General features: G+C 50.0%; 24 protein-coding genes. 11 read left to right on the forward strand and 13 right to left on the reverse strand.

What is annotated here, in order from left to right; all coding sequences use genetic code 11:
* Positions 1 to 100: 100 nt before the first annotated feature.
* On the forward strand, positions 101 to 1,306 hold the full coding sequence (gene punC, locus WN56_RS01665; RefSeq protein WP_046073315.1) for a purine nucleoside transporter PunC: 1,206 nt from the start codon (positions 101 to 103) through the stop codon (positions 1,304 to 1,306).
* 60 nt (positions 1,307 to 1,366) lie between these two features.
* On the opposite strand, the gene WN56_RS01670 is transcribed toward punC, so the two are convergent.
* From WN56_RS01670 to WN56_RS01690, 5 genes are all read right to left on the reverse strand, one after another.
* Positions 1,367 to 3,028: an acyl-CoA dehydrogenase family protein gene (locus WN56_RS01670; RefSeq protein WP_046073316.1), complete on the reverse strand. Its 1,662-nt coding sequence runs from the start codon at positions 3,026 to 3,028 to the stop codon at positions 1,367 to 1,369.
* 75 nt (positions 3,029 to 3,103) lie between these two features.
* Positions 3,104 to 3,532: a VOC family protein gene (locus WN56_RS01675; protein ID WP_046073317.1), complete on the reverse strand. Its 429-nt coding sequence runs from the start codon at positions 3,530 to 3,532 to the stop codon at positions 3,104 to 3,106.
* A gap of 16 nt (positions 3,533 to 3,548) precedes the next feature.
* Positions 3,549 to 4,259: a DUF4336 domain-containing protein gene (locus tag WN56_RS01680; RefSeq protein ID WP_046073318.1), complete on the reverse strand. Its 711-nt coding sequence runs from the start codon at positions 4,257 to 4,259 to the stop codon at positions 3,549 to 3,551.
* Between the two features lie 72 nt (positions 4,260 to 4,331).
* Positions 4,332 to 4,625: a hypothetical protein gene (locus WN56_RS01685; protein ID WP_046073319.1), complete on the reverse strand. Its 294-nt coding sequence runs from the start codon at positions 4,623 to 4,625 to the stop codon at positions 4,332 to 4,334.
* Positions 4,626 to 4,637: 12 nt separating this feature from the next.
* Entirely contained in the window at positions 4,638 to 5,186 is a 549-nt protein-coding gene (locus WN56_RS01690; protein ID WP_046073320.1) for a lipocalin family protein, read from the reverse strand.
* Positions 5,187 to 5,413: 227 nt separating this feature from the next.
* On the opposite strand from WN56_RS01690, the gene WN56_RS01695 reads away from it, so the two are divergent.
* Complete coding sequence (locus WN56_RS01695; RefSeq protein WP_046073321.1) at positions 5,414 to 6,193, forward strand: TerC family protein; 780 nt, start codon at positions 5,414 to 5,416, stop codon at positions 6,191 to 6,193.
* Here the strand turns inward: WN56_RS01695 and WN56_RS01700 are convergent.
* Together WN56_RS01700 and WN56_RS01705 are read right to left on the reverse strand one after the other, a co-directional pair.
* A complete protein-coding gene (locus WN56_RS01700) occupies positions 6,190 to 6,516 on the reverse strand; it encodes a DUF4144 family protein (protein WP_046073322.1) in 327 nt (108 codons plus the stop codon). The two genes, WN56_RS01695 and WN56_RS01700, sit on opposite strands and share 4 nt — an antisense overlap.
* On the reverse strand, positions 6,513 to 6,875 hold the full coding sequence (locus tag WN56_RS01705) for a DOPA 4,5-dioxygenase family protein (protein ID WP_046073323.1): 363 nt from the start codon (positions 6,873 to 6,875) through the stop codon (positions 6,513 to 6,515). The genes WN56_RS01700 and WN56_RS01705 overlap by 4 nt, the downstream gene beginning before the upstream one ends.
* Positions 6,876 to 7,043: 168 nt before the next feature.
* Between WN56_RS01705 and WN56_RS01710 the strand changes: the two genes are divergently transcribed.
* On the forward strand, positions 7,044 to 7,517 hold the full coding sequence (locus WN56_RS01710; protein WP_046073324.1) for a peroxiredoxin: 474 nt from the start codon (positions 7,044 to 7,046) through the stop codon (positions 7,515 to 7,517).
* Between the two features lie 40 nt (positions 7,518 to 7,557).
* Here the strand turns inward: WN56_RS01710 and WN56_RS01715 are convergent, their stop codons facing one another.
* From WN56_RS01715 to WN56_RS01725, 3 genes are all read right to left on the reverse strand, one after another.
* A complete protein-coding gene (locus WN56_RS01715) occupies positions 7,558 to 8,073 on the reverse strand; it encodes a prolyl-tRNA synthetase associated domain-containing protein (protein ID WP_052707992.1) in 516 nt (171 codons plus the stop codon).
* Positions 8,070 to 8,855, reverse strand: coding sequence for an ABC transporter substrate-binding protein (locus tag WN56_RS01720; RefSeq protein ID WP_052707993.1), 786 nt, complete (start codon positions 8,853 to 8,855; stop codon positions 8,070 to 8,072). The genes WN56_RS01715 and WN56_RS01720 overlap by 4 nt, the downstream gene beginning before the upstream one ends.
* 125 nt (positions 8,856 to 8,980) lie before the next feature.
* Positions 8,981 to 9,883, reverse strand: a complete 903-nt coding sequence (locus WN56_RS01725) for a LysR substrate-binding domain-containing protein (RefSeq protein ID WP_197075722.1) — start codon at positions 9,881 to 9,883, stop codon at positions 8,981 to 8,983.
* Positions 9,884 to 10,142: 259 nt separating this feature from the next.
* Between WN56_RS01725 and WN56_RS01730 the strand changes: the two genes are divergently transcribed.
* Positions 10,143 to 12,158 carry a choline BCCT transporter BetT gene (locus WN56_RS01730; RefSeq protein ID WP_046073325.1) on the forward strand — a complete coding sequence of 672 codons (2,016 nt, stop codon included), beginning with the start codon at positions 10,143 to 10,145 and terminating at the stop codon, positions 12,156 to 12,158.
* Positions 12,159 to 12,201: 43 nt separating this feature from the next.
* Here the strand turns inward: WN56_RS01730 and WN56_RS01735 are convergent, their stop codons facing one another.
* Entirely contained in the window at positions 12,202 to 12,777 is a 576-nt protein-coding gene (locus WN56_RS01735) for a nucleoside deaminase (RefSeq protein ID WP_046073326.1), read from the reverse strand.
* Positions 12,778 to 13,069: 292 nt separating this feature from the next.
* Here WN56_RS01735 and WN56_RS01740 point away from each other — a divergent pair, with 292 nt between their 5' ends.
* Together WN56_RS01740 and WN56_RS01745 are read left to right on the forward strand one after the other, a co-directional pair.
* Complete coding sequence (locus tag WN56_RS01740; RefSeq protein ID WP_231637380.1) at positions 13,070 to 14,104, forward strand: efflux RND transporter periplasmic adaptor subunit; 1,035 nt, start codon at positions 13,070 to 13,072, stop codon at positions 14,102 to 14,104.
* Between the two features lie 10 nt (positions 14,105 to 14,114).
* Positions 14,115 to 17,207, forward strand: a complete 3,093-nt coding sequence (locus WN56_RS01745) for an efflux RND transporter permease subunit (protein WP_046073328.1) — start codon at positions 14,115 to 14,117, stop codon at positions 17,205 to 17,207.
* Positions 17,208 to 17,287: 80 nt separating this feature from the next.
* Here the strand turns inward: WN56_RS01745 and WN56_RS01750 are convergent, their stop codons facing one another.
* Complete coding sequence (locus WN56_RS01750) at positions 17,288 to 18,181, reverse strand: LysR family transcriptional regulator (protein ID WP_046073329.1); 894 nt, start codon at positions 18,179 to 18,181, stop codon at positions 17,288 to 17,290.
* Positions 18,182 to 18,271: 90 nt separating this feature from the next.
* Between WN56_RS01750 and WN56_RS01755 the strand changes: the two genes are divergently transcribed.
* Positions 18,272 to 19,201 carry a DMT family transporter gene (locus WN56_RS01755; RefSeq protein WP_046073330.1) on the forward strand — a complete coding sequence of 310 codons (930 nt, stop codon included), beginning with the start codon at positions 18,272 to 18,274 and terminating at the stop codon, positions 19,199 to 19,201.
* Between the two features lie 85 nt (positions 19,202 to 19,286).
* Here WN56_RS01755 and WN56_RS01760 read toward each other — a convergent pair whose 3' ends face one another.
* The gene (locus tag WN56_RS01760; protein ID WP_046073331.1) at positions 19,287 to 20,534 is read right to left on the reverse strand and encodes an FAD-binding oxidoreductase; all 1,248 of its coding nucleotides are present in this window, start codon (positions 20,532 to 20,534) and stop codon (positions 19,287 to 19,289) included.
* A gap of 325 nt (positions 20,535 to 20,859) precedes the next feature.
* On the opposite strand from WN56_RS01760, the gene WN56_RS01765 reads away from it, so the two are divergent.
* From WN56_RS01765 to WN56_RS01780, 4 genes are all read left to right on the forward strand, one after another.
* Positions 20,860 to 22,086: an acetyl-CoA carboxylase biotin carboxylase subunit family protein gene (locus WN56_RS01765; protein WP_046073332.1), complete on the forward strand. Its 1,227-nt coding sequence runs from the start codon at positions 20,860 to 20,862 to the stop codon at positions 22,084 to 22,086.
* Positions 22,079 to 24,058 carry a hypothetical protein gene (locus tag WN56_RS01770; protein ID WP_046073333.1) on the forward strand — a complete coding sequence of 660 codons (1,980 nt, stop codon included), beginning with the start codon at positions 22,079 to 22,081 and terminating at the stop codon, positions 24,056 to 24,058. Before WN56_RS01765 ends, WN56_RS01770 begins: the two co-directional genes overlap by 8 nt.
* A gap of 130 nt (positions 24,059 to 24,188) precedes the next feature.
* On the forward strand, positions 24,189 to 25,196 hold the full coding sequence (locus WN56_RS01775) for an amidoligase family protein (RefSeq protein WP_046073334.1): 1,008 nt from the start codon (positions 24,189 to 24,191) through the stop codon (positions 25,194 to 25,196).
* Positions 25,172 to 25,870 (forward strand): gamma-glutamyl-gamma-aminobutyrate hydrolase family protein, encoded by a 699-nt coding sequence (locus tag WN56_RS01780; RefSeq protein ID WP_046073819.1) that lies wholly within the window; start codon positions 25,172 to 25,174, stop codon positions 25,868 to 25,870. The genes WN56_RS01775 and WN56_RS01780 overlap by 25 nt, the downstream gene beginning before the upstream one ends.
* The last annotated feature ends 49 nt before the right edge of the window (positions 25,871 to 25,919 follow it).

A 25,919-nucleotide genomic window follows, 5' to 3' on the forward strand; every position in this document is an offset into this window, starting at 1 on the left:
CAATTTTTTTGAAAGCAATGTTCAAATCATAGCGTTTCACAGCATAGATTGTTAGTCATAAACTGCTTGTTACACTATTCTTTACATCAAGAGATAAAAAATGAACAAACAAGTGCCGTTTATCACTCTGTTCTGGCTAGCAGGGCTAAGTATGCTGGGCTTTTTAGCCACTGATATGTATCTGCCCGCTTTTGAAGCCATGCAAGTCGATTTTGCTACATCGTCCGCAAATATTGGGTTGACCTTAAGTATATTTTTGCTTGGTATGGCTTGCGGTCAACTGGTTTATGGTCCGCTGTCCGACCGCGTTGGCCGTAAGCCTGCGCTATTGATCGGCTTGCTTCTTTATATTGTCGCGACTGTCGTATGCCTTTTCGCGAGTAATATTTATCTGCTACTCGGTGCACGTCTTGTTCAAGCATTGGGCGCATGTAGCGCGATTGTGATTTGGCAAGCGGTGGTCATTGATCGCTATGAGGGTAAACTGGGTCAGAAAGTGTTCGCCACTATCATGCCTTTAGTTGCCTTATCTCCAGCTCTAGCACCATTATTAGGTGCCTACTTACTCCAGCATTTTGATTGGCGCAGTATTTTTGTGGTTTTATTTGCACTAGGACTTGTTTTCGTTGCACTTACTCTACGTGAAAAAGAAAGCTTAGCTAAGCCAGTACAAGACACTAAAATTATTGATAAACTTAAAAGTGACTACCAACAAGTTTTTAAATCAAAAAAATTCATCGGTAATATGCTCATTTTCGCGGGTTGTTCCGCAGCATTTTTTGCCTATCTGACAGGGTCACCGTTCGTGATGTCCGCCATGGGTTATACCGAAGCGGATATTGGTCTGAGCTATATTCCACAAACCATTGCTTTTGTCGTCGGTGGTTATGCCTGTCGTCATGCCCTCAACAAGCTTAAAGATCACAGTATCTTGCCTTGGCTGCTTAAGCTGTTTGTCATCAGTGTCGTGGTTATCTTTTTGATCAGCTGGCGCACCGACGTCACCAACATCTGGGCAATTTTAGGTCCGTTTTGTTTCCTTGCAGCGGCGAACGGTGCCATCTACCCACTGGTCGTCAATCGCGCCTTGGAAGATTTCAAATCCTGTAGCGCGACCGCTGCGGGGTTATTGAACTTCTTGCAAATGATGGTCTGCTTCGTGGCGAGCGCGGTGGTGTCTGCGTTTGCAGCCTCCGGCTTGATCGCCGTCACCACGGTCATGCTATCAACCTGCGCGGTGGTCATTATTGGCTTTGGCTTGGTCTGGCATGCAAACCGTCAAGCTCAAACGCTAGCAGCCGCGTAAGGCAACGGGGTTTAGAGACTAAAAAGGCGTCTTTCCAGACGCCTTTAAGTGGCCTCTTGCTTATCCGCTGGACTGCGGCATCGCGCGAGAGATGATCGCGGTCATATCAATTTGCGAAGGGAGCGTACCATATTGATGATATTCTGACGTTTCGACACGCGCTTGCACGAAGGACTCGGCAATGTCTGGTTCTCCATAACGCAACAGTGTCGCAGCTTGCCACAGTATCGCCATTTTCTCTATCACTTGGCGAGCACGATAAGCTAACATCTCAGCATTACCTAGGTGTCCTTCCAGCAGATCTACCGCTCTATCAAAAGCGTCATTCGCCCCTGTCGCACAGCGTAATTCTGCAATGAAGACCGATACAGTATCCGGCTCTCGAGTCAGCACTCGGATTAAATCCAAACATTGCACATTACCCGATCCTTCCCAAATGGCGTTAACAGGTGCCTCACGATAAAGCCGACTGGCGACATTTTCGTTTACATAACCCACCCCACCCAAGCACTCCATCGCTTCATAGGTATGTTGTACTGCACGCTTACAAATCCAATATTTACCAATAGCCGTGCCAATCCTAACCAAGGCGGCTTCATGTGGGTTATCCAGTTGTTCAAGCGCCCGAGCCAATCGCATGGAGATCGCGAGCGCGGCTTCTGACTCTAAGGCCAGATCAGCCAAAACATTTTGCATTAATGGCTGATGGTGCAAAGGTTTACCAAATACCTCACGATCTGCAGTATGCCAAATGGCCTCTTTGGTGGCTTGTGCCATAAGAGCGCTAGAGCCTATCATGCAGTCATAGCGCGTTAATGCCACCATTTGAATAATGGTTTTAATACCCTTTCCTGGCTCACCTAACAGCCACCCCTGCGCATCACGAAACTCAATTTCCGAACTGGCATTTGATTGGTTTCCTAGCTTGTCTTTCAGACGCTGAATGTGAATCGGGTTTTTACTCCCGTCTTCTCGCCAACGTGGAACCAGGAAGCAGGACAAACCGTGGTCAGTTTGTGCGAGAACAAGAAAGGCATCACTCATGGGGGCGGAACAAAACCATTTATGCCCCACCAGTGAATAACGTTTACCTCCTCCGGGCGCTTCACAAGGCGTTGCATAGGTTGTATTAGCCCGTACATCCGATCCTCCTTGCTTTTCGGTCATTGCCATTCCGATAGTGACACCCGCTTTCTCAAACCAAGGAATGTTACGTCCATCGTAGCGACCACTCACGATTTTAGGCAGCCATTTTTCTGCGATATCTGCTTGAGCTTGTAATGCGGGTACGCTGGCAAATGTCATGGTGAGCGGACAGCCAGAGCCCGGATCCGCATGGGTGTGAAGAAATGCCATGGCAGCACGAACCACATGACGCCCCGAGGCTTTTTCACACCAAGGCATGGCGCAATGGCCATGCTCGATAGCATGTGCCATGAGCTGATGATACGCAGGATGATAATCAACCTGATCAATTCGATAGCCAAAGCGGTCAACAGGCCGGAAAGTGGGCAGAAACTGATTCGCATCCATACCCGCCTCTAACAGGTCGCCGCCAATACGTTCACCAAAGGACGTTAAACGGTCTTTTCCCCATTGCCCGCCAAATTGTGTAACCCAATACTGTAAAATACGGTCCGCAGTGAAGGCATTATAATTTTCCAACGGCTTTGGTTGATTAAAAACAACATGTGTATCCGTTTGACGGTTCTTGCTTTCCATAGCTTGTTGCGCTCTCCATGTCTTTATCGAAAGTCATCATGTAAGTAGGCGACGCGTTCACCTTTATGACTGTCACTAGTCCAAGACAAGGCTGCCGTTATCATCAAACTGCCAACAATCGCCATAAGCGACTTCCCAAAGGTAGTTATCCGGATCGGCAAAGTAGCCGCTGTAGCCTCCCCAAAAAACGTCTTGTGCGGGTTTAACAATACGACCGCCACATCGCTCTGCCAACGCCAACACCTCATCCACTTCCTCTTTGGACCGCGTATTATGCGCCAACGTAATGCCACCAAAACCCGTCTCCGCCACAGCTGTGCCAGGTTTAATGTCATCAGCCAAGGCATCAATGGGGTACAGCGCCAAGCGTGTGCCTGCCGTACTAAAAAACACAATCCCCTCTTCGGGATGACTATGCGTGGGGAATCCCAACTGGCGATAGAAATCATAAGAGTGAGAGAGATCTGCAACCCCCAATGTGATGATACTAATTCGTGCTTCCATACCATTGCTCCTTGGTTTAATCCGTTGGGGCGGTCAGTTTGTCTTTCCCTAACCATGAAAAAGCGCGCAATAAATGGGGCACCGCCTCATCAATGATTTCGCCATGTGCCATGACAAGACGCTGTGGTGCCCAATGAATCAAGGTGCGAATGTGTGTTGCTAATTCGTCTTTGTGAAACCAAAAGCTTAATCGCCAATCAAGTGGTGTCTTACCATTGGGGGCTGTCACACCTGACCACTCGGCAATTTTGCGTTTAAAAGGTGGAAATGCCTCTGGACGAAAATTTTCGATAAGATCAGTGACAATCAGCGTTTGGCTTTGCCGATGAAAAAACACGCATTCTGTCATCACTGGAGACCCTGTAACCAAACACTGGGCAATGTCATCTTGCCAAGCGGGCTCAAGCAGATCTTCAAAATGATAATCAAATCGTAAATCTTTTCGCTTTTTCGCCACTTGTTGGGTGCCAATAAGTTGCGCCTCGGGAAAGGCCTCAACCCATTCGGCTAAGTAGAGGTGGTGCAACTGGTTAGGGGCGATTAAATAGCGAACGGCCCCTAACGACGCCAGTTCACTGCGCAGTGCGCCAGTGAGCTTTATCGGGCTGTGAATCCATAGGGACTGATCGGCAAGCCTCACCACCACCATACGTGTGGTGTAGGGCAGCGTGAAAAAGGGAACAGCCTCGCCATCAGCTATCCAAATTGACGTATCGAGTTGATACACAGCACTCTCCTAATGACCGACTTTACACTGTAGCGTGTCAGCCAACCGCTAAGTGTGCGAACAATCACAGCCTTACAGAGTGCCTAACTGGACATGGCGCGTAATGTTTTTCAGTGTGACCCCTGCAGCTGCAAGGCGAGATTGCATATCATCCAGTGCGGGCTGGTAGTCATCACTCTGCTCAAAGCTAGCTAGCGTTTGCCTGTCTTTAAACATCAGCCGCACGGTTAAGCTTTGTGGAAAGCGTTGATAATTCACCTCATGCGTGAGCCATTCAAACCCCTCGACCTTTTCCATTGTCAACTCACAGACGTCAGTCAGTGCTTCTCGAATCGCTTTGTCATACTTCTTGTCTGTTTTTCGCATGATGCTTCTCTTCTACTGCTGGGTTTTCTTGTGTTTGGGGTCCGTGCGGCTGTGCTCGACAAAAATCAGCTCTTCGGTGGCAAAGCCTCGCTGTTTCGCCGCTGCAATAAACTGCTCCTTCACGGACTCCGAGACAGTTGGCGTGCGCGATAACAGCCATAGGTAATCGTGGTCAGGACCCGAAATAAAGGCATATTGGTAATCATCATCCAAATCAAACACCACATAGGAGCCATAGAAAGGACCAAAGAACGATACCTTTAGGTACCCCGTCTTATCGTTTTCAACGAAGTACGCCTTGCCTTCTGCCTCTTGCCATTGACCCTCTTCACGGCTGTAGCCACGATTAATCACTTTGACGCCGCCGTCTTCACGTAAGCTGTATGTTGCGGTGACATCCGATAAACCCCGCTCAAAAGAGTGATCCAGTCGCGCGACTTCATACCAAGTGCCTAAATAGCGGTTAAGCTCAAAGTCGTTGACGGGAGTGACTTGTTTCGGCATGCCTAAGCATCCGGACAATATTAAGGACAATAACCCAATCATCCAGCCTCTTTTCATTGTTATTCCCTCTTTAAATCCAACACGATGAGTTTTACTCAGCAACAGGTTTGATCGTTTACATGCTTTGTCAATTTTTGGTCAACTCGCTATTTGTCTGCTTGCCAAGGTGTCAAGTGAGTGCTTTTATAAGCGCTCTTTAGTCACAGAGGTAATCAAAAATCCATGGACAGCGACCGATGTCGTGTTATGCCCTCCCCCGCTTCCTTTAATGAGGAGGCAATGGTATGTTAACACTCTTTATGGAACCCCAAACTTGGGTGGTCTTTTTTACTCTTCTGACCCTTGAAGTGGTGTTGGGTGTCGATAACTTAGTCTTTATCTCCGTATTGTGTGAGCGTCTTCCCAAAGGGAAACGCCGCTTCGCGCGTACCTTGGGTATTGGTCTTGCCGTGATCAGCCGGATTGGCTTGTTGTTCTCCATCGCTTGGGTCATGTCGTTGACCGCGCCACTGTTTACGATTGGTACGGAACCGGTTACCGGTAAAGACCTTATCATGCTGTTTGGTGGTGGCTTTTTGCTGCTAAAAAGTACCAAAGAGCTGTGGGCATGGTTGGGCCATGGCGAACCCATTACCCACTCGACACAAGTGCGCACCGGTATGGCAGTGATTTTGCTGCAAATCGTTGCGGTAGATGCGGTATTTTCAATGGACTCAGTGATCACTGCGGTGGGTCTTACCCAAGATGTGCCCGTGATGGTCGCCGCCATTATTACCGCCGCCATCATTATGATGATCGCGGCAGAACCCGTAAATAATCTGGTCAGCCGTTATCCTGGGTTTAAAACCTTGACCTTGCTGTTCTTAGTGCTACTCGGCGTGCTGCTGATGGCCGAAGGTGCTGGCATTCATATCAACAAAGGCTATGTGTATGTTGCGATGGCATTTGGTTTGATACTTGAGCTTTGCCACATTCGATTGCGCCACAAGCAGCGCTTGAACATCAAGCGTATTGGTCCGCACTTTTCGTTAAAAGTGTCACGTCGCATTGCTGACAGCCGTTAATTCTCAGGGACCGTCGCCACACTCTTGATGGCGGCGGCCCTATCTTTGAATTGAATTTTTCCCACACAGCACTGACCCAATTGCGCATAATGCGCTTGGACATGTGCCACGAGCTGCTCAAGTGGCATGATTTGCCCACTCGGCTGCCAGTGCTGACCGCCGTCTTGGCTCAACCAGCATACGCCTTGGCTATCCACCAGCCGGTCGTCTTCTGTGATCACGTTTTCGCACAGCGCCTTAAGCGACGCCGGATCGGATGCAAACGAGAGTTCGTCATCGCCATGCCAAATCAGGAGCGCCGGATACTCAAGAAACGTATTCATTGCTTGGGCTTAAACATGGCCAGATTGAGTTCAACAGGCGAACCCATCCAACCGACATGGTCAGTATGATCTATGTAGTCGTCGCCCGTCACGCCATGCAAGAACACGGTTAAATCGCTCCGGTGCGCCTCAAGCCATGTCATCACCTCATCGAACGCGGCTTTGTCAAAAGCGATCTGAAAACTCCACTTTGGGTGTGGGCCAACGCATTTGCGATGAAAGCGGCCAAGGTCGATAGGCAGTGACGATGCAGCGGCTGCTTGATAGATAATATCCGCCTGCGCTTCGGTGTCAGCCTCATAGTAGACATGGGCGTGGTAAGCCTGATGGACATTGGGAAAAGAGTAAGAAGATGACATAAACGCAATGTAAATTAACAGAATGAAGTGAACGATAGTTTACTCTAAGCACACAATGATAAACAGACGATACCGATAAAGAGACTCGGATGGGGACGAATATGTTTGCTTATGAATACGCATGTTATGCTGAGAATGAACAATCATACAACGATTAAAGGAGTCATCATGATTCAGCAAGGACAACCTTTACCTAGCGCGACGCTCAGTGAACTCACCGAAGATGGCATGCAAACCCACGACATTCCTGCCCTTTTCGCCAACAAGAAGGTTGTGCTGTTCGCAGTGCCGGGTGCCTTTACCCCAACCTGTTCCGAGTCCCACTTACCGGGTTTTGTGGTGAAGGCGGATGAGATTAAAGCAAAAGGCGTCGATATGATTGCTTGCGTCTCCGTCAACGATGCCTTTGTGATGCAGGCGTGGGGCGAAGCACAAAACGCCAATCAGATTCATATGCTGGCCGACGGCGATGGCAGCTTTACCCAAGCGCTGGGCCTGGAAATGGACTCAGGGAAGTTTGGGGGTATTCGCTCACAGCGTTATGCGATGGTGATTGATAATGGCATCGTCACGCATTTGAACGTTGAAGCGCCAAAAAGCTTTGAAGTCTCCAGTGCCGAGGCGATTCTCGCCCTGCTGTAGCAGTTAGTTAGCGATGGCTGCCAACAGCCATCGCTATCGTTTAAGCGACATGCTCCACCGTTTGATAGTCTCGGCCTATAGCGCTTAACCAGCGGGCGAGATCGTGGGTGGCAATAACCCAAGTTTGATCGTGACAAAAAGGCTGGCATTCCACCGCTTGGACTTGCCATATCGCATTCGCGATCACCAAACTGACCCGATGCTCAGGATCGTTCATTACATCAAATACCGATACGGCGCCTGATTGTGCCTGTAAATAGGTTTCAAGTTGCTGCGACGACGCAAACGATAGGCGAGACGTGCCCAAGGCTTCACTCAATCCGGCTAAATTGACGGTGGCTTTGCCCGGTAACACCACCAAGAAAAACTGTTTTCCTTTTCTGTCTTTCAACAGCAAATTCTTGGTCGGATTTGCATCAGTATGCAAACCGAGCGCGTCTGCTTGTTCACACGTATAGACAGGCTGATGGCGGTATATATTTACTGAAATACCGTGCGCATTGAGGCTTTGAAACAGCGCAGCCTGTTGACTAGATAGCGGAGGATTACCCGTCATAACGCTCCTGTTTGAAAATAATGTTGACGAAGTTTTTCGATCTCGCCGCGTTCCGCAGCGGACGCTATATACGTGTTTATTAGCGCCACTAAGTCATTCGCTTGCGGCGCATAGCGGCTGACCTGAGCATGAAAGGCTTTAGGGTTAGGTAGAGAGATATAGGCAAGATCGCGTGAAAATTGATAAAGCCCCAAGCGAATGCCACCCAATACAGGCTCTATTTCACTGGCAAGAAAGCGGCACCGCCCCGCTTCCAACATACGCAAAGCCTGCTGCAAAGTATTGGCTTCAAACCTCGGCTTAGGGTTGTCGCCAAAGCCGGCGTAGTTGTAGCCATTCACACCACACACTGAGTCCGATACGGGCAATCTTGGCCGCACATTGGCCGCTGGATCACCGATATATAGATATCCGAGAGAGATAGAATACAAGGGCGTTGTCAGTCGACTGTACTGCGCACGCTCAGGTTTATAACTCGCATCCCAAGTAAGGTCACAACGGCCAGACTCTCTTGCCAGTTCATGCTGCACGCGCGCCCAAGGCATAAATACCAGTTGATAAGTAATGTCGTTACGCTCTAGTGCGGAAAGCACTAGATCGGTCGCATAACCCGTCAAGGTGTCCGCTTTTTGCTGCCGCGTCTCACCCTGCCAATAAGTGTAAGGTGGCCAAGGACTCCCATCCCCCACACAAACATTGAGCGGCTCAGAGGTTGCCGACCAAACTTGAAAAGAAAGCATGGTCAGCCAAACGATGGTTAGCCTTCGTACCCAGTTGGTCATTAAGCAGCATTTCACGTTGGTTACTTCGTAATCAGTATAACCGAATGTATTGTCATGTCAGCGCAGTAAAGCGTCCATGTTTGCGATACGTCATACCCTCAACCATCAAACCGAGACACGCTCTTCTATTTATTGACGAGCGCATCTTGATGTGGTTTGAAAATGACACTGTCACGCAACTGTTGTATGAGTGCAATCGCAGCCCCCGATAAGTCACCTTGACGCTGATGCAACGTAATTTCAGTATTGGGGAGTTTCGGTAACCCTTCCTCTTCACCAAGTACTCTAAGCCCTTCCCCCATCATCGATGGCGTTAACACCGTAATCGCCAGCCCTGCACGAACGGCTGACGAAAGCCCTGACAAACTTGCACTCGAATACGCAATTCGATGGGTAATACCGGCTGATGTTAAGGCCGCCAGTGCACGCTCTCGGAAAATACACACCCCTTGCTTAGACAGCGCCAAAGGTAGAGGTTGGCGCTGATGCGTATCGTGCCCCACACCCGTGACCCACGTCATCGGCTCGGCGCGCAATACTTCGCCACCCGGGCTGTTAGGCTGACGTGTTGTTATCGCGATATCTAGCGCACCGGCTTTTACTTCTTGTACCAGTTCGACACTCAAACCACAGCTCACCTCAAGTTCTACTCCTGGGTAACGAGCCTCAAACATAGAGAGCGCCTCAGGAAGATAGATTAAGTAATCATCAGGGATCCCTAAACGAACGACGCCGTCTAGCCGTTGGTCGGTCATCTCTTGCCAAGCGAGTGCATTTTGCCTAAGTAGCTGTCTGGCATGCGCCAATAACCGCTCACCTGCAGGAGTAGGCAGTACAGCAGTCTGCCCTCGTTGCAGCAACGGTTTTTCAAATAGTGCCTCGAGTCGTTTCATATGTGCACTCACGGTAGATTGCGCAAGGTATAAGCTCTCTCCAGCTCGGGTAAAGCTACCCTTTTCTACCACGGCGACAAAGGTTTTAAGAACCACGAGATCGAGCTCTCGCACGGCGCCTGACTCACGCATCATGATTTGTGATGACCCTATTATAAAAATTCGTTTTCATGATTGTAGCGTTTTCGCCAAAGTACACCAACACATTCACTGAAAACAGAGATAAGGAGAGACGCGATGAATCAGAAAAAATCGCCTCAATATCAGTCATCTCGAGATTCGTTTCCCGCACTGTATATGCCTGCGATGCCACCAATGGCTTGGATTAACGGTCGCTCGAAAAAAAGAACACGTTAACCCGATAATTTCTCACTCACAGGCAAATAAACTCATTATGCGTCACGAACACTCATCAATAAGCGCGGGCATTAACCCGCCGGTATTTTATCCTGCCGCCGCTTTAATCGCGGCTTTTGTTATTTTTACCATTAGCGTGCCAGATACCGCCGGCGCGCTATTTGGTAGCGCGCAAGCTTGGATCATCGACACCTTTGGCTGGTTTTACTTACTCGCGATGGGGCTATACCTTGGCCTGGCCTTGATTTTTGCACTGAGCCGCTATGGCCAATTTAAGCTGGGCCCGGATCACAGTGAGCCCGAGTTCAGCTACCACTCATGGTTTGCGATGCTTTTTTCTGCTGGCATGGGGATCGGGTTAATTTTTTACGGGGTCGCCGAACCAGTATTTCACTATGCGACCCCAGTAGTTGGCGAAGGCAATACCGCAGAAGCGGCTAAAGCAGCAATGCGCATGACCTTTTTCCATTGGGGGTTACACGCATGGGGCGTTTATGCCATTGTCGCCCTTGCCCTCGCCTATTTTAGTTTTCGCCATCGTTTACCACTCCGCATTAGCTCAGCGCTTTATCCTCTAATTGGTAAACGTATTCATGGCCCAATTGGTTATACCGTCGACGTATTTGCTGTTTTTGGCACCATGTTTGGTATTGCTACCTCTTTGGGCTTGGGCGTGATGCAGATAAACGCAGGCTTGAACTATTTATTTGATATTCCGACAACAACCAGCGTGCAGTTAATACTGATTGCTTGTGTGACGGGACTCGCCACCATCTCAGTCGTACTAGGGCTCGATGGAGGCATCCGTCGATTGTCTGATTTAAATCTCTGGCTAGCGATTGCCTTACTGCTCTTTGTCGTGGCGGTAGGTCCTACCCTCTTTATTTTCGAAACATTAGGACAAAATATTGGCACCTATTTGTCATCAATGGTTGATATGACATTTAATGCCTACGCCTATACGGGTGATGAAAGTACAGATGGTTTTTTAGGGGGATGGACACTCTTTTACTGGGCGTGGTTTATCGCTTGGTCACCGTTTGTAGGGATGTTTATCGCAAGGATATCTCGCGGCCGGACGATCCGCGAGTTCATTCTTGGCGTCATTTTTGTCCCTGTCGGTGTCACCTTTATTTGGCTCACTGTGTTTGGCGATACCGCGCTACACGGTATTCTTACCAACACCATGCCAAACTTGGTAGACCAAGTATTTGCCAACAGTTCAACATCGTTATTCCACTTTTTGGATAGTTTCCCGTTGGCAGGTGTCTCCTCCGTGATTGCAACTTTATTGGTGATCACCTTTTTTGTCACCTCATCCGATTCGGGCTCATTAGTGATCGATACCTTAACGTCCAAGGATGATGGCGAGTCGCCGGTAAAATTGCGTATTTTCTGGGCGCTTGCCGAAGGTTTAGTCGCCTCAGCGTTGGTCGTGGCTGGCGGTAGCAATGTACTATCTGCACTGCAAGCAGCCTCTCTGACTTCGGCACTGCCTTTTGCGGTCATTTTACTCGCGGTTGGCTTTGGTTTGCTTAAAGCGTTAAAAATGGAGGCTCTCAAACGCGATAGTCTCCAACATCTGGCGACGATACCGGGCAATGTGACGCGCCATAGTCCACATTACGCAGAAAACTGGCAAAATCGCCTACAAACCTTGGTGGCTTCACCTGAGTGGCAGGAAATCGCTGTAATGTTGGATAAAACCATTGAGCCCGCGATGCGTGCGGTCGCCGAAGAGCTTGAGAAGCAGGCGCTGGATGTCAGTATCAACCGCGAACACGATCGCTGCTATCTGCGAGTTCACCACGGCAATGACCCTGATTTTATTTACGGAGTACGAGCCCGCGCCTATGCCAGCCACACGTTTAACCTAAAAACCTTAGCGGATAATGAGACATTGGATACGCCACACCATTATCGTGCAGAGGTATTCTTACGGGAAGGCGGGCAGCAATACAATATTGCGGGCTACAATCAAGCGCAAGTGATTGAAGATATGCTGGATCACTACGAAAAGCATCTGCACTTTCTTCACGTGATCAATAGCTAAATCTTATTTTGTCGAGTAACTAGCGCCGCCTTTGCGCGGCGCTTCATCCTTGTCGAGCGTTTACGGCACTCACACCTTGCCAATCTTCCAACTCTTGTTCGGGGTGCTCGGCTCTAAATTGCTGATACAGCGCAATGCCCTGTGGATCTTCCAGCACATCAACCATCACCCCTTTCTCTTGCAGCACCGTCTCGTTACCGCTCGCACTGGTGATATCCCCTACCACCACTCGAGAGAAACCGCGTATGGCGATCAATGCCGCGCACACATCGCATGGGCTTAAACTGGTAAACAAAGTTGTTTGGCTGAAGTCGATTCGCCCGGCATCACGTATCGCGGCCGTTTCACCGTGGTTGTAGGGATGGTTTTCTTGCACCAAGGTGTTGTGTCCTTTGCCCACTATATGACGTGTTTCATTGTCAATAATCACCGCGCCGATGGGGCATCCTCCTTCCTCAGCGCTTTTTTGGGCTAGCAGCACCGCAATGCGCATCAAGTCCGCATCCGTTAGTTTTTGGCTGAAGCTGTTATCCACCAGCACCGGCAAACTGCGCGTTGGCATATGCGCCATGGCACGCAGCGCCGCTTCGTTCACCGTACTGTTTGCATTTAATAGCATCCGCTCTCTCCTTATTCCATCTGACAGATAACGTTAAGCTGCGTCATACCACAAGATCATCAATTTACTCGCAATTAATGAACCAAACAGTGATAAGGTTTGTATTGGTCAATTCGATATTTGTTATTGGTTTAATCGACCTTTTGCGCCTTCGTCTGTACTTGTTAGCCAAGGGTGGTGATAGCAACTCTGTTCAGGGATTTTTATGATAAAACGTTTGATTATTATGTTAGTCGCATGTGGTCTCCTTTTTGGGGGAATTTTTGCTTACAAAGCGGTAGGCAACCATTTTATGAACCAATTCTTTGACAACATGCCTGCCCCTACGGTCACCGTGACGGCCACCACAGTCTCAACCCACCCTTGGCGTGAACAACAGACCACTATTGGCAGTTTTGCGGCCATTAATGAAACCCAGCTAACCACCGAGGCAAGCGGCATTGTCAACGATATTATGTTCGATAACGCGACATCGGTGAAAAAGGGACAATTGCTCCTCACGCTAGATGCCAGCGTTGATGAGGCAGAATTACGTCGGCTCGAGTCCGTGGCAGAACTGGCACAACTTGAACTGCGTCGTTATCAGCGGCTATTTAGAGATAAAAACATCTCCGAGTCAGAGCTAAAGCGCAAAGAAAGCGAAGCCAAACAAGCAATTGCCGCTGTCGACAGCCAAAAAGCGCGCATTGAGCAAAAGTCGTTAACCGCGCCTTTCGACGGCATCATTGGCATCCGAGAAGTCAGTCTTGGCCAATTAATGTCCCCGGGGACAGCGGTTGCGACACTCACGTCAGTGACCCCGATTCACCTCAACTTTACCTTGCCGGAACAGCAACTCAGCACGTTGAAAAATGGTCAAACCGTTTCTGCCACGATTAGCGCACAGCCTGACGAGGTCTTTACCGGCACAGTGACGGCAATTTCACCGGTTGTGACGCCATCGAGTCGCAGTGTCGACATTCAAGCCACCTTTGATAACCCAGATGCCGTTTTACGGTCAGGTATGTTCGCACGCGTGAGCCTTGATCAAGGTGAAGAAACGCAAAATGTCTTGCTAGCACCACAAAGCGCGATTCAATTTAACCCGTATGGCAACGCAGTCTTCGTGATCCAAGAGCAAGACGATGCATTGACGGTACAACAGCGCTTTGTGCAAACGGGCGCGCGCCGCGGTGACATGATTGTGATTAAAGACGGCCTTCAATCCGGTGACCGTATCGTTACCTCCGGCCTCCTCAAGCTCCGTAACGGCAGCAACATCAAGATCAGTGACAATGAGCGTGTTCAGCCGAGCGAAGATCTTGATCCCAACGTTGTGAATCAATAGGAGCGATTCGATGCGATTTACCGACGTCTTTATCAAGAAACCCGTCTTGGCCTCCGTGGTGAGCCTATTCATTATCTTACTCGGCTTACGCGCCATCACCGACATGAATGTGCGTCAATTCCCCGAGATCAAAAATGCAGTGGTCAGTGTCTCTACCACTTATATCGGTGCAGATGCCGACCTGATCCAAGGCTTTATCACCACGCCGCTGGAGCGTGAAATCGCTGCCTCAGAAGGGATTGATTACTTAGTCTCCACATCAACCGCCGGTGTGAGCACCATCGAAGCCTATTTACGCCTTGATTACGATCCGAATGAAGCACTCACGCAGATTGCCGCACAGGTGAATAAGGTGCGCTCAGAGCTCCCTGATGATGCCCGTGAGCCCGTCGTCACCCTGCAGGTGGGGGAAACGGTCGCAGCGATGTACCTCGCGTTTTATTCTGACGTCCTCACTGATAATCAAATTACCGATTACTTGGTCCGGGTGGTCGAGCCACAGCTGTCGACGATTCCCGGCGTGCAGCGTGCTGATGTGTTGGGTGCCAGTAGTTTTGCCATGCGAATCTGGCTCGACTCGGTCAAAATGGCCGCGTACGATCTCACCGGTACGGATGTGATTGCCGCCCTGCGCAGCAATAATGTGCTTGCGACGCTAGGGCGCACCAAAGGCCAAGACGTAGCGATTGATTTAAACGCCGCCACCGACATTCATGACGTGAAACAATTTGAAGATCTGGTGATCAGCAGTGATGGCCAATCTGTTGTGCGTTTGAGTGATGTGGCGACCGTTGAGCTCGGCGCGGAAAGTTACCAAACATCGGTCAACTTTAACGGGCTCGATGCCACCTTTATCGGCATCGAAGTCTCGCCAGATGCCAATGCGCTGGATGTGATTGAGGCGGTGAATCAGGTGTGGGATGCCGACATTACCACCCAATTGCCTCAAGGCTTGTCAGCGTATATCGCCTATGACTCAACCGAGTATATTGATAATGCCATTGATGAAGTAGTGATATCGATTATTCTCGCCTTAGCCATCGTAGTCTTTGTGATTTATGGCTTTTTGGGGTCGTTACGCTCGGTGGTCATTCCTGCGGTCGCGATCCCCGTATCGCTCATCGGCACCTTCTTTTTAATGTGGCTGTTAGGATTTTCCATCAACCTACTGACACTGCTTGCCATGGTGCTGGCGATTGGTGTGGTGGTTGATGATGCGATTATCATGCTTGAAAACGTGCACCGCCATATCGAAGAAGGTAAAAGCCGAACACAAGCCGCGCTGGAAGGCGCGCGCGAACTGGCGTGGCCGATTATCACCATGTCGACCACCTTGGTCGCGGTGTTCCTGCCCATCGGCTTTGTCGGTGGCTTAACCGGGGTGTTGTTTGTTGAATTTGCCTTTACCCTCGCTGCGTCGGTGATCTTGTCCGGCGTGGTGGCGCTTACGCTCTCGCCCATGATGTGTGCCTATGTGCTCAAGCCCTATCACGCGGATAAAGCGACCCAAGAGCGCTCCCTTGAGCATTGGCTGGATAAGCAGTTTGACCGATTGCATCATCGCTACCAACGCACACTCCATAGCTTGTTGAATACCAATGCGGTGATCCTCACGTTTGGCGCGATTGTTTTAGTGTCTTGCTATTTCTTGTTTATCACCAGTCCTTCTGAGCTTGAGCCCGCCGAAGACCAAGGGTTTGTGTTCTCCATACTCGAAGCCGACAGTCAAACCACGCTGGATGCGTTGTCTGCCAGTACCGACGAATTAAATCGACTGATTGACGATGTACCAGAAATCGACAACGTCTTTATTATCAATGGCTCTGGCGGCACCAATAACGCAATAGCCGGTATTGTACTCGCGCCATGGGATGAGCGAGAGCGCAGCACTCAAGCGATCTTGGAAAACGAAATTCAGCCCTTTATGGACAGCCAACCGAGCTTAAGCAGCTTTGCCTTGGTGCCCCCTTCACTGCCGTCTCCGGGCGGCGGGACGCCGGTTGAATTTATTATCGGCTCAACACAACCCTTTGAGGCGATTAATGAAGTGGCGAACAATATCGTGGGCAAAGCGATGCAAACGGGGCGGTTTATCTTTGTCGATACCGATCTGAGCATTGACCGCCCCAAACAAACGGTCAACATCGACCGTGAAAAGGCCGCTTTGATGGGCGTGAGCATGCAACAGCTCGCCGCGGATATGGGCTCACTGTTATCTGGGGCGGATGCGGGGCGCTTTTCACTGGAAAACCGCTCTTACCGAGTGATCCCACAAGTGGCGCGTAATGAACGCCTCACACCAGAACAATTGCGCCAGTTTTACACTCGCAACCAAGACGGCGAATTGATTCAGCTGTCAACGTTAGTGACCTTAGAAGAGAGTGTGCAGCCCCAAGCATTGCGCGGTTTTCAGCAGCTGAATGCGGTGAAAATTTCCGGTGTACCCCGCCCTGGCGTGCCTTTGGGGGAAGCGCTGGGTGTACTCGAAGAGATTGCGGCAACAGAATTGCCAGCAGGCTTTAGTGTTGATTATGCCGGACAGTCACGCCAGTTTATGAGCGAGGGCCAGCAACTGGTCGTGACCTTCTTCTTTGCTTTGATTGTGATTTTCTTGATCTTAGCGGCGCAGTTTGAGTCGTTTAAAAACGCGATCATTATTTTGGTCACCGTGCCAATGAGTGTCTGTGGCGCGCTGATATTTATCAGCCTAGGGTTGACTACCTTGAACATTTACACCCAAGTCGGCTTGCTCACCCTCGTTGGCCTGATTGCTAAACACGGGATATTGATCGTCGAGTTCGCCAATCAGCTCCAGCAAGAAGGACGGACCAAACGTGAGGCGATTGAAGAAGCGACCGCCATCCGTTTACGCCCTATCTTGATGACCACGGCAGCGACAGTGCTCGCCATGATCCCGCTTTTGATTGCCTCAGGAGCCGGTGCTGGCGCCCGTTTTGCCATGGGGCTAGTGATTGCTAGTGGGATGACACTGGGCACCTTGTTCACCCTGTTCGTGGTGCCTGCGATGTATCTGTTCTTAGCCAAAACCATCACGCCGGCATCCACCGAGTTATCGCCAGCGCAGACGCATCATAGCGACTAATCGAAAAATCGCACCCATTGGGGCCACTGCAACGTGGCCCCTATTGTCTCGGGCAACAGCCTTTTATATCCGGTTACGCGCTAAGAGGACATAAAACGCGCGAGAACAAATTCCACCAGCAATCGAACACGCAAAGGCACTTGTTCTCGGTCTCGATAGAGTAAAAATAGCGTGCGCGCTCGACTGCACCATTGCGGTAACACGCGCTGTAATTCACCCTTTTCTATCAAAGGTAGCGCGGAATAATCAGGAATATAGCCGATGCCAAATCCAGCCTCCACCGCATGGGTTAACATCTGAATTTCATCCACTTCTGCACGTATACCCGTGGTGGCTTGATAATCAAACGCCTCCCCCGTTTGATGGTGTGTGAGTTCCCAAACCGTCATTGGATGACAAATCACCACCGGTTTACCACTCAGATCATTAGGAGAGCGAACATCGTGATAGTCACTGTCAGGGCTGGCGCACAAAATGAAGTGAATATCGGTGAGCGGCCGTGCAATCCAATTTTCGACCACGGGGTTCCCGACTCGAAACACCACATCCATGCCTTCCGCTTCAATATCTATCAAGCTATTGGAAAAGTTAAGATCCAGTTGAATCTCGGGGTACTCACGCATAAAGTCGAAAAAGACGCGGCGTAAAAACTGCTTACCAGCATTGATGGGTGCGCTGATACGAATTTTGCCTTGGGGGTGATGTTTCTCGCTCACCAAATCATCGCTCAGTGTCTGCAACTCATCGAACAACCCTGCGGCACGTTCAAAATAGCGATGGCCAATTTGGGTCAGAGAGATACGATGTGCATCGCGATTGAGTAAGCGCAGGGCAAGATCCTGCTCAAGCTGGCGAATTCGACGGCTTAGGGTGGATTGCGGCATAGCAAGCTGCTGCGCCGCGGCTTTAAAACTCCCCAACTGCGCCACGGTACAAAAACAGCGCAAATCGTCTAACGAATAGCTAGGTTTCATATTTGGAATCTACCGTTCTGATATTGTCGGTTTATTCATATTTTGAAACTTATACACTAGCGCCCATCACTCAACAAGTCAGGTCTTGCTATGACAACTACTGCTTCACTGTGGAAAGCCGTTGCCCTTCTCATTTTATGTGCCTTTTTTTGGGGCAGCACGTTTCCTATTGGTAAAGATGCGCTGAATGAAGTGAATGCGCTCACCTTGGTCTTTTGGCGCTTTGCCGTCGCCGCGATTTGTCTAGGCTTTTATCTCAAGCTCACCCGTACCCGCGTTCCCACACTCAGCGCCAAGCAGTGGCTGTGGGCAACCACCGTCAGCGCTGTGGGGATTGGCGGCCTTAACCTCTGTTTGTTCACCGGACTCGAGTATACCCAAGCGACCAATGGGTCATTAATCATGGCGCTCAGCCCGTTGGTGACTTCACTTATCGCCTGTATCGCGATTCGCGCATTGCCGCGTAAGGGACAAGTTTTCAGCTTGGTGGTGAGTTTATCGGGCGTGCTCGTGGTGATCACCAATGGGCAGTGGCAGATGCTCAGCCAATTAAACTTTAACCAAGGTGATCAAATGATTTTCACTGGCATGTTTGCATGGAGTGCGTACACCTTCTTCAGCCAAGGCATTGGCCGCTGGATGCCGGTGATCCCCTACACGTTTTTAGGCATGCTCAGTGGTGCGACTGTGATTGGCATCATGTGTGCACTTACCCCAAACGTTCATCCGTTTGGCGAAGTGCTCGCAGCCACCCCATTAGCCGTCTCCGAACTCCTTTATATCGGTGTGCTGGGTACCGTCGCTGGTTACTTACTCTGGCTCAACGGCGTGCGCCATCTCGGCTCTGCCAATGCAGCACTCTTTTTTAACTTTGTGCCTGTGTTCGCGGTACTCACCGCATTTTTGATGGGACAAGCCGTGAGCCAACTTCAGGTGGTGGGCATTGTCATTGTGATCGCAGGGCTGTTGCTGCCACGCCTCCCTCACCCACGCCAATGGCGCGTTGCACGCTCTGCTTAGCGGTGTCGCTATTATGCCTCTGAGTGCATCATGAGTCGCGCGGTGACTCGTTTTCATCGCGCGCGACTCATGCCTCATCATAGGGTTACCCGCCGAATCGGGTGACACGATAGGGTTGCATATCCACATCCGTGGCCTCCCCATCCATCATTTGCCCTAATAATTTCCCGGTGACCGGCCCTAACGTAAACCCTTGGTGGCCGTGACCAAAGGCAAGCCATAACCCTTTACGTTGCGGCGCCTCACCTATCACCGGTTTCATGTCCGGCATACACGGACGTCCGCCTTTCCACGGCGTTTCATCAATACGCGCGCCAATAGGATATAAAGCCTTCGCTTCATGCTCTGCTGCTTGCAGCTGGCTTTGATCCGTGGGGGCGTCCAAGGCGGTTAACTCTGCGCCCGTGGTCAAGCGGATACCTGCACGCATAGGTGCCAGCAAATACCCCACTTCCGCATCCATAATCCAGTGATTAAGTGGCTTTTTCTCATCGCATTGGTAATGCATGTGATAACCACGCTTGGTAAACAAAGGGACCTCTAGACCTTGTTGACGCAACCAGTAAGAGGACCAAGGACCCATTGCCATTACGACTTGGTCAGCATGTAACTGACCGTCATCGGTTTCGATAACCCACTGCTCGCCTGCTTGTTTCAATGCCTGCAAGTTCGCGCGTTTAATCTCGCCGCCTTTATCAATCACATCGTCAGCATAGGCCTTGACCAAAGCGCCTGGGTCGGTGACTGTCCAAGGTTGTTTCCAGTGGATCGCGCCCGCCAGTGAAGCCGTTAAATTTGGCTCCATCACCGCGATCTGTGCTGCGTTTAGCACCTCATAGTCAACGCCATAGTTGGCACGATCTGCGGCGGCACGCGTGCATTCATCATCTAAGGCTTTTTGCGTGCGGAAAAGCTTGAGGTAACCTTCCTTACGAATCAAGGACGCTGCGTTCGCGGAGGCAATCATTTCCTCATGAGTGTCTAACGACTGCATAATTAACGCCGCGTACTCTGGCACCAATTGTTTGTATTTACTCTCACTGGAATAATGCCAGTATTGTAATAACGGATGGGCGGCTCGGATAACGCTCGTAGGACGGTAACGAATATCGACCGAGCGATTCGGCAATACGCGCAATAAGGTGGCAAGGTCGCGGGGAAATGCGTAGGGTCTAACCGCCTCGCGCTGAATAATCCCGGCATTACCAAATGAGGTTTCTTGTCCGGGGCTTACCCTATCGACCACGATGACCTCATACCCGCGCTTTAAAAGGTGCCATGCCACAGAGACACCTACCATGCCTGCACCTAATACCACTACCCGCTTTGCCATACTTCACTCCCTGAATAACTTGAAATTATGTTTTTAGTGTACTTTGCTTGTCATTATGCCGTTGTGTGCTTTTTGCACATAAGTTACAAGCTTTTAACCAATGCAGGTAGAGGTATTTAACAATCAATCTCACACTTTTTCGACCATCCCCGCCCCTGTCAGACAAGCTCAAGCAAGTAAGTCTTTGTCAATGAAACAATTCATTGTTCTTACTGATTCCAGCTAGCTAGCGCACACTTCCAGCAGAGAAACAGGGGCAAGTGGTTACTATTTAGACCTAGCTATGTGAGAGTGACAAAACACATTCGACGTAAAAGGAAGCAATATGGCTGACTATGATCCAAACAAAGGCTTCGTCGCCATTCTAGGATGGAGCCTCAATGCAATTGATGCGATTAGCCGTTTCGATCGTAAATATGTCGTTGTTGCCCCAACATGGGCAGAAGAGTATGCCAAAGAGCATGATATCCCCTACCTTCCTTGGGACTTTGAGCGCCTCAATGACCGTTCCTTTGAAATTGCCACCACCCTGCAAGAAATGGGGGTCGATGTGGCGATTCCTCTGTTCGAAGAAACCGTAGAGTGGGCCGGCGCCATTAACGCCGTGCTGCTCAAAAACCCTAAGCTGATGGGACAGTCTCTTCTGTTCCGCGATAAATCCTTAATGAAACGCCGTGCACAAATCGGCGGTATTCGGGTTGGGATCTTTGAAGAAGCGCAAGATAAATCCGACGTGGTACGTTTCCTGCGCCGGGTTAACCAAGCCTTGCTGAAACTTGACGGCGACCCAAATGACCCGATCCATCTCAAAGCCTTTGACAAAGCAGGCTGCGAAGGCCACTGGATGGTGCGTGAGCCTGATGATCTCGATCGTGTTTCCGATGAAGAGTTCCCGCTATTGATGGAAAGCCACCTCGATGGTTGGGAGTTTGCTGTCGAAGCATTTATTAAAAACCGTAAAATCCAGTTTTTAAACATCTCCGAGTACGTCACCCTCGGCTACTCTGTTTTCGTCCCGGCCTCCCCCGAGTTGGAAAAATATCGGGAAAAAGTAACCCAGGAAATCGAGAAGCTGATCGAAGCGTTTGATATTGATTTCGGCTTTATCCATCCAGAGTACTTTGTTACTAACGATGGCCAGATGTACTTCGGTGAAGTAGCCTACCGCCCACCCGGATTCCAAGGCTTTGAAATTATTGAACGTGTTTATGACTTTAACTGCTATCAAGCGATGGTGGTAGCGTTTGACCCTAAAACAACTGACGAAGAACTCAACGCTTTCTTCCCAACGCCTATCAAAGATGCCAAAGGCGTCGCCGGTACCTTTGGGGTATATCCAAGACGCCGAGTGGTAAGCCAGCTAGCCATACCTGAAGAGACCGAGAATCACGAGTACTTTGAGTTTCATGAGCTGCAGTCGCCTATGGAGGGGAAAGTGCCTAAACGAAGTGCATTTGGCACACACTGGGGTTTGCTACACTTTTATGGTGACGACCCGCATGTTATGCGTGACTTATTAAAAGCACAGGAAGACCTTGATTTCTATGTCTAGCTTACTCAATAAGCTTGATCATGCCGTTGAACAACTTGGTCAAGTAAGCTCCATCGCCAAGGCACGCCACCAATTTCACGTGATTGATATTTGTGGGCGTGTATTGGCACAGGATGACGGCATTAATCAACTGTACTCACGGATTGTCACTCTCACTGAGGCAGGCCTTTTTGAGGGAACAGATTGGGGGCAGCCCGAGTATCTCGTACCGAATCTCGTGCCAGATACACTCGCGCATGCCGACAAAGCCACCGTGGTGCTAGATTGTCTCAGCCAGCTTCGAATGCTGGCTATCGTCGAGGGGAAGCTCTCTTCCCCGCCTTTTTCCCAACAAGAAGCACATCAATTTCTTGCCAGAGTATTAAGCCTCAATTTATCACTCTTAATGGGTCTTACCGATGAGTCGAGCCGTATTCGACTCGGTGCAACGGCGCCCGCTATTAGTACTTTATATCGTTTTATTCTCAGCCACTTGGGCTATGAAACCATTCTCAGTGAACTGGTTGATGAAGTTTGGCGTGTACTCGCGCAGCGCCCCATTCAGGTCAATCCAATTAAGGCGATGATCAATCAGATCTCTATTTTGGTGTCGCAGGAGCAGATTAACCTCGGTGAAGCTAAGCTCGGCATCGATCGTCTTGTCAGTGCGTTATACGGCCCAACCCAGGGCTGCTATGACGATCCGGGGGTGGACGCGTACTGTGAGCGTCTGAATGCAATGGACAGCAATGCTTTACAACAAGAGGCGTTGGGATTTGCACGTGCGATGCATGATGTCGGTTTAGCATCTGATTACCACGCCATATTTTTACGATGGTTACTGGACAATGAGGGAAGCGACACACTCCCCACCGCGCTAGGTTTAAGTAATACTGGCTTAGACTGCCTAGTGACCTATCGTCAGCTGGTGCACACACTGATCCAGGAAGCCATTTATCCGCAAACCGCGCAAGCTGTGTATGGTTTGGCAATGATGCTTGAAAGGGGTGTTCTGTTCGATGCGCCTGTCGCCCCGAGTCTGTGGCGTCAGATTCATCTCAACCTACACCCAGACGTCGCCCATACACTGACCTTGGCCTTTGGTGAGCAACTCCCCGCTCGCGTTCATCTGTTAGCGGGTGTCATGTCAGTGCTTGGCCAGCCGCTAGGTGTGGCTCAAGGCAACAACCCGACTTGCCAATCGGCACGTGCAATATCCATGTGGGCGTATAATGACCCTGATTACTTACTTAACTGTATCGTTCAAATTGCTTGCAATCAGAGCCTACGCATGCATTTTGAAGGACAGTCGTTAGACTCTCACACCCTCTTACAGGGGCTGAGTACCGCACTGCCATTCGATACTGACCCTGTGTCAGTCGTTCTGGTGCCGCATTTGGATAAACTTTACATCGAAATGGGCCGGCTTTGTGTCAACCGAGAGGAAGACCCCCATAAGTGGATCAATCCAGAATTTCATGGTTGGTACGTGGGGCGTGAGTTCATGATTGCCGTTGACGTTAAAACAGGACAACTGAAAGAGTTTGATAGTTTTATCGAGCGCTTCTATCGCAGTTATCATCCGCTTTATAACGGCAATATTCCCGTTATACATCCCCAGCCGGTTGGGATCGCAGTCACCAGCAGCCAGGGCCGATTTGTCGGCTGGCACGCGATCACCTTGATACGTATCGCCCTTGACCAAGACAGCGTGATGCGGGTTTATTTTTACAACCCCAATAACGATAGTGGTCAAGATTGGGGACACGATGTGGTGGTGTCAACGCAAGGGAAAGGAGAGCAATACGGGGAAGCTTCCTTACCCTTTGAGCAATTTTTATCTCGACTATATCTGTACCATGATGACACGATTCAAGTTGGTATAAAGAGTCCTCTACCCAGCGAAGCTCTCAATGAAATCAAGCGCATGGCGTTTGAAAGCTGGGCACAAGAACGCATAGAAAACAGCACAGATGCCGTTGTTAATGGCTAAGCATCAACCTGTTCAGTGGTCTCGACACCACTGAACAGGTGTTTATTATTTATTCCCTCAGGCCTTTAAGTGTCAAAGGTTTATCCCCACCTCTTATCTATCGTTGATAAAAAATGAGGCTTAAAAAACCATGGATGCGCCAGATTCATCACTGAAAACACCGCCTCAGATCACCAACGCTGAGGGGAAAACGCGTCGCGTAGGCGTTGAGATAGAGCTCAGTGGCTTAGAGCTGGATACCATTACGCGTTTAGTGGCGGATTTTTTCTCCCTACACATCAAGCGAGGGGGTCGATATGATCGCCGCTTGAGCGGAGACAAAGCCGGAGACTGGGTAGTGGAACTCGACTATGCCAAGCTCAAGCGCTTGGGACAAAGCGATCGTAGTGAAAACACCGTGACCAATCGACTGGATCAATCCGCCGAAGATCTATTGGCATGGGCGGCAAAAGCCTTTGTCCCCGTGGAAATTGTCGGCCCGCCTCTGCCACTTGACCGCCTGCAAGAGGTTGACCAACTCATTGCTCATCTGCGTCAACAAGGTGCCGAAGGAACCGAGGACAGCCCAGTTTATGCGTTTGGCATGCAGCTCAACCCAGAGCTGCCTGATTTAACCGCCAAAACGATTTGTGCTCATTTAAAAGCATTCTTATGTTTGTATGACTGGCTTTTAAAGCGTGCTGATATTGATTTATCGCGGCGTCTAACCAACTATGTCGACCCTTTCCCGAAAGCATATATTGAACGCGTGCTAGCCGCTGATTATTGGCCGGATCTCAATACCCTAATCGACGACTATCTGATTGATAATCCTACACGCAACCGTGCGCTAGATATACTGCCCTTGTTCACTCACCTTGATGCTGAGCGAGTGAATAAAGTGATTGATGATGGGCTCACACAAGCGCGGCCAACGTTTCATTATCGGTTGCCGGACAGTAAAGTCAGCCGACCCCATTGGGGCATTCACGAAGCATGGAACGATTGGGTGGAAGTCGAAAAACTCGCCGCCGATCCTGCACGACTGGAAACATGCTGCAAAGCCTATTTGGGCTATCTCAACGACCCATTGGCGCGTATCGTTAATAATTGGGCGGAAAAGGTGCACAATTTATGGATAAACCCGTCATCGCAATAACCGGCCCGAGCAAAGGCGCAAGGCTGCCACGTTTTTTTGTCGCCGCGGCAGTCAAACTTTATGGTGGCAAACCGTTACAGTTACACCCCGGCACCGCGCTGGATCCAAACGCCTATCAAGGCGTGGTGATTACTGGCGGGCACGATGTCGAGCCTGTGCTGTACGCCGCCGAGCCCGAAGTGAAACCCAACTACGACTCTGAACGCGATGCGCTAGAGAGCAAAGTTATCAAAAGCGCATTGGCGAGCCAAAAGCCCTTGCTGGGCATTTGCCGTGGTGCGCAACTTCTCAACATCTGTTTGGGCGGCACCTTGCACCAAAGCTTGCGCGAGCAACGCAAAAAAACCTCTCATCGCTGGACAGTGTTCCCGATGAAAACCTTGTGTATATTGCGTGATGTCAACGGCCATATACAGCAACGGTTGGGGCAAGGCAGACGCAAAATAAACAGCCTACACAACCAAGCGATTAACGCGTTAGGCGAGGATTTGACGGTAAGCGCACGTGATTTAGATGGCATTGTACAAGCCATTGAGTCGCCCAACCGCCCTTATACACTGGGAGTACAGTGGCATCCAGAATTCTTGCTTTATCTTCGCTGTCAGCGTGCGCTGTTTAAGGGCCTAGTCGAGCACGCAACGCGCTTCCAGCAGCGACAAGCGGCATCTCAGTAAAGATGTCTGTTAGTTGGTGAAAAACAAAAACGCCGAGGCACATTCGCTC

The organism is Salinivibrio sp. KP-1, from assembly GCF_000968645.1.
In the GTDB taxonomy this organism is placed as follows: Bacteria; Pseudomonadota; Gammaproteobacteria; order Enterobacterales; family Vibrionaceae; genus Salinivibrio; species Salinivibrio siamensis.